Origin of the sequence: Aquibacillus saliphilus, from assembly GCF_020404745.1 — a bacterium.
Classification (GTDB): Bacteria; Bacillota; Bacilli; order Bacillales; family Amphibacillaceae; genus Aquibacillus; species Aquibacillus saliphilus.
In genome coordinates this window covers 83700-91218 of record NZ_JAIZAP010000021.1, presented here as the reverse complement: position 1 = coordinate 91218, position 7519 = coordinate 83700, and the positions used below count along the sequence as shown (strand labels likewise).

Annotated in this window: 2 protein-coding genes; both read right to left on the bottom strand. The window is 38.0% G+C overall.

The features are described 5' to 3' along the window. Nucleotides 1-254: 254 nt before the first annotated feature. Nucleotides 255-3986 (bottom strand): helicase-exonuclease AddAB subunit AddA, encoded by a 3732-nt coding sequence (gene addA / locus LD272_RS18360; RefSeq protein ID WP_226038064.1) that lies wholly within the window; start codon nucleotides 3984-3986, stop codon nucleotides 255-257. Continuing rightward, on the bottom strand, nucleotides 3986-7483 hold the full coding sequence (gene addB / locus LD272_RS18355) for a helicase-exonuclease AddAB subunit AddB (protein ID WP_226038063.1): 3498 nt from the start codon (nucleotides 7481-7483) through the stop codon (nucleotides 3986-3988). The genes addA and addB overlap by 1 nt, the downstream gene beginning before the upstream one ends. Nucleotides 7484-7519 lie beyond the last annotated feature (36 nt).

Genomic DNA, 7519 nt, shown 5'->3' with positions numbered 1-7519 from the left:
TTTAGATCCTCAATGATTTCTGCTTCTCTTGGCATCTTATCACCACCTTTATCGATTGATTTTTTATTAAAATCATTCTACTCTTAATCGATTTAGGTGTCCAAAGGAATAAGGGGGCTTAAAAGAAACCGAAGTTATTCTAACCAAACCTAAGGTTATTCGCCCAAATTCAAATCTGAAGCCCCCATCAATTATTTTATCAAAAAAATAACACAACGGCTGAATGCTTCCAACCGTTGTGCCCAACACTAAAATTAATCAATACTATCAATTAATAAAGAATGATTAAAGAAATATAGATATCTCTCCTTAACTGGCTGTTTCCATATACCTTCTAAAGCTTTAACATATAAATCGAGCTGAACTTGATAGCGTTGCTTTAACTTTTCTTTTACCTCTGTGGTCACTTCTTCAGCAATATTGTCTGATTTATAATCTAATAGTAACCACCCGTCTTCAACAGGAATCAAACAATCAATGACACCCTGTATCAAGACCTTCTCCCCTGGTTCACCTTGCCAATTGTGGTAAACTTCACTAGCATTTAGAGTAAAACTAAACGGAACCTCTCGGTGAACTATTTCAGATTGAACAACACGCTCACCAATATCTGTTTCAAAGAATTGTTGAATTGCAACAGCATCAACAACATCTGCTTCTTCTTGTCTTAGTATTTCTTTAGTAACCATTAGTTGTACAAATTCTTTTACTTCCTCTATACCCCACTTTTTCGTAAGGGGAATATGTTGCATGACTGTATGCATCGCCGTACCTCTTTCGGCCGCTGTCAAATTCTTTTGTTTTTGCATAAATTTAGGACGTTTAATAATCGGAGCTTTAAATGGTTGAATCAGCTCAGAATCGCTATAATCATCCTTCACTTCTCGTTGACGTTTTATTTCAGTAACCGTTTGTTTTGCACGATATCTGGACGCGTTTTTATGTGGGTAAACAAACGATAGCCTTTCATCAACCTTTGTACTCAGTTTTTCATCTATATCATCAACCGGCTTCCACTCATTAATCGTATGTTGTAAATCTAATTCCTGCTTCTGTTCCAGCTGATCTAGGCTTGAATACTCACTGCCATGAACAAGCTGTACCTTCCACTTCGAATCATCCTCTCTGATTGCCTGAGGAACTTGAACGCTCATTTCAACATTTCTTAACGCATCATTTTGTTTGTGCCTAATTAACGCAGGTCCCACCCAGTCTAGATATGTTTTAGATTCTAAACGATAGTGTGGCGGTAACACCCAATCATGATGGTCAATTATTTCAAGCCATCTCTTTTGTTTTTTTTCAAATGAAGCAACATTTCCAACCATGACTAACTTCTCTTTAGCTCGTGTCAGCGCAACATATAATACTCTCATCTCTTCAGCCCATAACTCTCGCTGTTTTTCTTTTTTTAACGCATGGTAAGCCAGCGTCGGATAGATAATTCTTTTTTCGGGATCAATGTACTTACTTCCAAAACCAAGATCTTTATGAAGCAAATACTTCTGACGTAAATCCTGTTGGTTAAACTGTTTATCCATTGCCCCTAAAATTACAATCGGAAATTCAAGTCCTTTACTCTTGTGTATTGTCATAATTCGAACGACGTCTTCTTGTTCTCCCAGAGCTCTAGCTGCTCCTAAGTCATCACCTTTCTCTTCCATCCGTTCAATAAAACGTAAGAATCGAAACAGTCCACGAAATGATGTAGATTCGTACGTTCGTGCTCGGTCATATAAAGCACGTAGATTGGCTTGACGCTGCTTACCACCTGGGATACCACCAACAAAGTCATAATACCCTGTTTCTCGGTAGATTTGCCAAATTAGTTCAGATAACGACCCTTGTCTTGCTCTAAGCCGCCAATCTTTTAACTGAAGCAAGAATTGTTCTACTTGGAACTTTTTTTTACTATTGTCGGTCTCAATTGCAAAATTAGTTAGGGCATCGTAATAAGAAACACGTTTTTTCGCTAACCGAATCTGTGCTAAGTCTTCCTCATTTAACCCAACAATTGGGGAGCGCAGGACAGATGCAAGTGGAATATCCTGCTTCGGGTTGTCGATTACTTTTAGAAGACTGAGCATCACTTTTATCTCAATTGCCTCAAAATAACCAGTTGATAGTTCCGCATAGACAGGAATTCCTTGCTGTTTTAACTCTTCTGTTATCGTCGGCGCCCAGGTCATTGAACGAAGGAGGATGACAATATCTCGATATTGTAAGTCGCGCTGTGTTTCCGTTTTTTTATCAACGACTTGTGTTGGAGCCTTATCTGCGTGTCCAATCCATTTTTTAATCATTTCCGCATAGGCTCTGGCTTCTATTTGAGCTTTTTCTAAGTCTTGAAAATCTTCCTCACCCTGATTTTCAGTTGGTGTTTCTTCTTTACCTTCCCGGTCAATGATCACTAGTTCAGCATCTGCATCACTTAGTGTTAGCTGGTCATACACCTTATTTGAATAAATAAGCTCCGCATCTTTTTCATAATTCATTTCTCCAACTTCTTCACTTAACAACTGTCTAAATATATAATTGGTTGCTGACAGAACTTGGTCTCTACTCCTGAAGTTTCGTGCAAGATCAATCCGTTTAGCAGGAAAATCATCCCCCGCAAAACGCTTATATTTCTCAAGAAACAAGGATGGTTCGGCATGACGAAAACGATAAATACTTTGTTTTACATCACCGACCATGAACCTATTTCCATTTCCCTGTCTATCAGAAATAAGCGATATTAATGTTTCTTGTACAAGGTTTGTATCCTGGTATTCGTCTACCAATAACTCCGAAAACTTTTTCTGTAATTCACTAGCAACTGAAGATGGCACCGCATTGTCAGCTGTTGATGATTCATCAAGCAATATTTGTAATGTATAGTGCTCTAGATCCGAAAAGTCTACTAAAGCCTTCTCTTTTTTCAACTTTGCATATCCTTGTTTAAACTCTTTGACTAGTACCGTCAATTGCTTAATAGTTGGATACAATGAGCTCATATCCTTTAAGTAAGAGGAAAGTTTTCTCGAAAACCAGTCTTCTGCGAGGTCATTCCATCTTTTTTTATAGCTTTTTCTGAGCGATTTGACCTTATCTTTTTTCTCTTCATCACAATCTATTTTCTTGCGAGACAAAGCTTTAAACTTCCCCTCTTTGAAAGTAGATTGAACATTGTCCCATGACATCTCCAGTTGTGCACTAGCTTCATTAATTAAAGCAAAATCCATATCAATCGTTTCAGCATAATGGTACGGGCCGTCACTTTCTTTTGTTAATTCCATTGCATACCAAGCTTCTTGTTTCATTGCTTGCAACTGACTTTTTACTTCGCGTTTTAAAATATCCAACCATGGAATCGCCTGTTCATCTTCGTCTTCTTTGACATCATACATGCTAGTCATCTCATCTAACCATGTATCTGGCCAAGGATTTTGCATTGCAAAATTATATAACTTTAAAATAAGTTCTTCTACTTCTAAATCACTTCTATCATTTGAAAAGCGATCTACCACAGCAAAAAAAGCTGCTTGTTCTTCTCCTTCTTTTCCATACCAGCCTTCAAATAACTCTTCTAACACTTCTTGTCTGATCATATCAGCTTCGACATCATCAGCGATTCGGAAGCTTGGGTCAATATCAACTAAATATGCATAGCGTCTAACTAAATCCATACAAAATGAATGCAAGGTAGAAATCGATGCCCGCTGTAATAATGATAATTGTTTTTTTAAGTGAAGCGAGGAAGGATTTGCTTCAAGAGCAGCCTCTAACGCTTCTGCAACGCGGTTGCGCATTTCTTGAGCAGCCGCGTTGGTAAATGTCACAACTAATAAAGAATCAATGTCAACGGGGTTCTCCCGGTTGAGCAACTTCTGAATAATTCTTTCAACTAGTACAGCTGTTTTCCCTGATCCCGCCGCAGCAGCAACTAATATATCACTACCACTAGCATAGATTGCTTCTTCTTGTTCTTTTGTCCATTTTGGCATTATTTTCCTTCCTCCTTTCGTCCAATCGCATCGATAATTTCTTCATCCTTCATCTCTTGTAACCGTCGATAGTTGTTTTCTTCTAAGGTCGGATCGAATTGGCAAACCGAACGAAATGAGCAAAATGTACAAGCTGTTTGCTGTTTTTGTTGAAACGGATTTAGATGAACTCCACCACTCGTTATATCCATTCCTGCATCTGTCATTAATTCACGAACATATCCCTGCAGTTGGCTAAATGTTTCTGCTGGCGCTGTATTTGAACCTTTGCGGAATTGTCCATCCTTTTTTAAACCTGCTGGGACAATATGACTCGAACCACTATCTAAATTAGTGTCCATCATTTTCACAATTTGTTCATTCTCTACTAAGAGACCTTGCATTTTAAATTTCTTAACTATTTCTTTTTCAATTGCCGAATCATCTAATTTTTTGCTTCCAGAAATCATTGGGTTATGGACATGGAAATATAACACACCTGCTGGGATGGCTTTTGATCCTAACCATTTCTCGGAATTAGACAAAACAACATCTAAATATGCCAGCATCTGTAATGCCAAACCATAATAGACTTCGACAAGATTTAATCCCTTTGAACTGGACTTATAGTCGATTATTCTTAAGAACAAGTCATCTTGATTTAAAGCACGATCCACCCTATCAATTCTTCCTCTTAGAACTAATTCAAATCCATTAGGAAGCTGTAGATTTATCGGTGACAACTCGTTTTCATCAAGACCAAAGCCAAGTTCTAGTCCTACTGGTGAGAAATTACTTTGACGAGACTGCTCACTAAGTACAAATGCAGCTCGCGAAATAATATCTTGTAATTTCTGTTGAATATATTGATAGCGATTGGAGCTATGCAAAATTTGGTGTTGCAGAATAGGCGCAAGGTTTTCTACAGCTCTATGTGCATATTTTCTAGCATCATCTTGGTAAACTTGTGAGAAATCCAGGCCTTCCTCCTTAATCCATTCAGTAATTTTTTTCAATGCTTCATGAAATAGTTGACCAATATCTGGTGCATCTAGTTTATATGTTTTTCTTTCTTCTAGCCCTAAACTGTAGCGCGCAAAGTGTTGATAGGAACACCGATGGTACATTTCTAGTCGTGATACACTTGCTTTTATTTGTTTCGGATAAATTTTATTTATTGTCTCTTCTGAAAGATTAATAGGCTTGTTCTTATAAAATAAACTTTCCAGAATTCGATTTGTTGTACCGTTCTTTTGATGATTGTTCATATACCAATTCAACACACTCCACCAGATATCATCAACAGGATAACCCCTGAGTCTCCTAGCAAGCTGGGAAGTAAGAGCCGATCTAGTTTTATTTGGTGTTGTGACAAATCGTTCGGCATCTACCATTTCCTCTGGATCTTGAAGTAAAAGTTGATCATTACATGCCGGAAACAAATCTTGTAACCTTTTAATTAGCTGTGATGGTACTTTTGATTTCCCTTCCTCATCACTTAGTGGATAACTAACCCATAATTTATCTTTAGCAATAGTGAAGGCTAAATAAATGTAAAACCAATCATCTAGCAGTTGACGTTTGCTACCCTCAGCTAGTTTCATTCCATGCTCTGCAAGTAGATCTCTTTCATCCTCAGAAATCATCCCATCAGCTGATGGCTTCATTGGCCATACACCCTCATTAACTCCAAGCAGAAATGCACATTTAATACCACTAAATCTTGAGCGGTCAATAGTCCCTGTCACGACATGATCCATGCTTGGTGGTACATGAGCAAATTTCAGTGATTCAAAACCAGCTTCAAGCGTTGTTTGAAAGATTTGCAAGGACATCTTCTCATCACCAGCAATCTCAACCATTTCATCAAGTAATTGAATAACTGCTTCCCATACTTGCTCCTGTTCACGCCCGCGCTCTATTCTTCCTTGTTGATCTAACTGGTCACGTGTAGCTTCTAAACGTTCCGATACACCAATCGATTCTAACCACTCAAATAAGACGATAGCTTTCTCATGAATCGTAACAGCTTCTCTTATCTTTTGATCGATCGACTGTAATGCTTGGACTACTTGAGAACGATAGGCGTTAATTTTTTGTTGAGTTTCTTTTTCCTGATCTGTTTGCGATGCTTGTTCAAAGCCACGGAATCGTTGGAAAATCCATGGCTTTTCACCTAACCAGCGGCTTCTACCACGAATTCCGTACTCCAACACGTAGTTTTCGAGCTCATCAATCGCATCTTCATTAAGCGGAAAACGAGGATTACTCACTGGAATTAATCCTGTTTTCAACAAACGAAAAACAGCATCATACCGCCAATTGCCCTCTACGACATCTAGGACTGAGCGAATTAGTTCAATTAGTGGGTGATTCATCATCGTTCGCTTTTCATCAATAAACACTGGAATACCATAGTCACTAAATACAGTCTCAATTAAATCTTGATATAAATCTGTTTGTCTGATTAATATAGCTATGTCCTTATATCGATAATTTTCTTCTCGAACTAACCGAAGAATTTCTTGTGCCGCTCCTTCTACTTCCGCTCTTGGATGGACGGCTTGAGCTATTTTTATTGGAACTTCCCCTTGGTATTTTGGCGCCGGTCTAACATCAAAGTATTTTTCTAAGTGGGAAAAATATGGACGTTCATGGAAGATTCCTTCTGCATCATCCAGCAATACAGTCTCTTTGATTTCTATGCTGTTTGCTTCTGCTAATTCAATTAACGACTGATACGTTTCTTTTGTCTGACAGAATAAATCTAGTTCTGAAATATTACTATCGTTTGGTTGGTCAAGCGTAAGTGTTACAGAAACTTGTTCAGTCTTTTTTAACAAGGCTTCTACTACGAACAATTCTTGTGGTGTGAAGCGATGAAAACCATCGATATAAATATCTGCTCCTGTTAGGAAATCAGCATCACCAATTTTATCAGCCAATTGCTGGAGCTGATCTTCACTATCAATATAATTATCCTTTAAAGCAAACACTAACCTGTCATATATATAACTTAGGTCCTCTAGCTTGTTTCTTAATGCTACTTCTCCTGTATATTTATGTTGAAACTGATCCATCTCTGTTATTTGCATGGCCAACATTTCCGGGGTTATTCGATATCGTTTAAATTCAGTAATCATTGATTCCAATTGTTCCATAAACCCTCGTTTTTCAATTGCCTTTTGAAATACGCTCCAATCAGATTTACGTTCTTCAGTAATTTTGCGAAGCATCATTTGGATACCCGTCGAGCTGATGAATTTCCTTGTTCCACCACCCGTTTCTTGTAAAACTCTCCAAGCTAATCGCGAAAAACTAAACACTTGCGCTCGAATACTACCTGAGAGCTCGTCTTTGTTTAATAGTGCATATTCTTGCTGGAAAGTCATTTGATCTGGGACGATATAAATAATTGGTGAACCCTCGGGGTTTGTCTTTAACTTTTCCTTTATTTCCATTAAACATCTATCACTTTTTCCAGTACTCGCTTTTCCTAGTAAAAATCGAATCCCCATAGTCTAACTCCCTTTTGTCTCTGCACATAATAATTG

Bases quoted from the DNA above. Each gene is read 5' to 3' on its own strand.
- addA (WP_226038064.1), bottom strand. From the start codon at position 3,986: ATGCCAAAATGGACAAAAGAACAAGAAGAAGCAATCTATGCTAGTGGT.
- addB (WP_226038063.1), bottom strand. From the start codon at position 7,483: ATGGGGATTCGATTTTTACTAGGAAAAGCGAGTACTGGAAAAAGTGAT.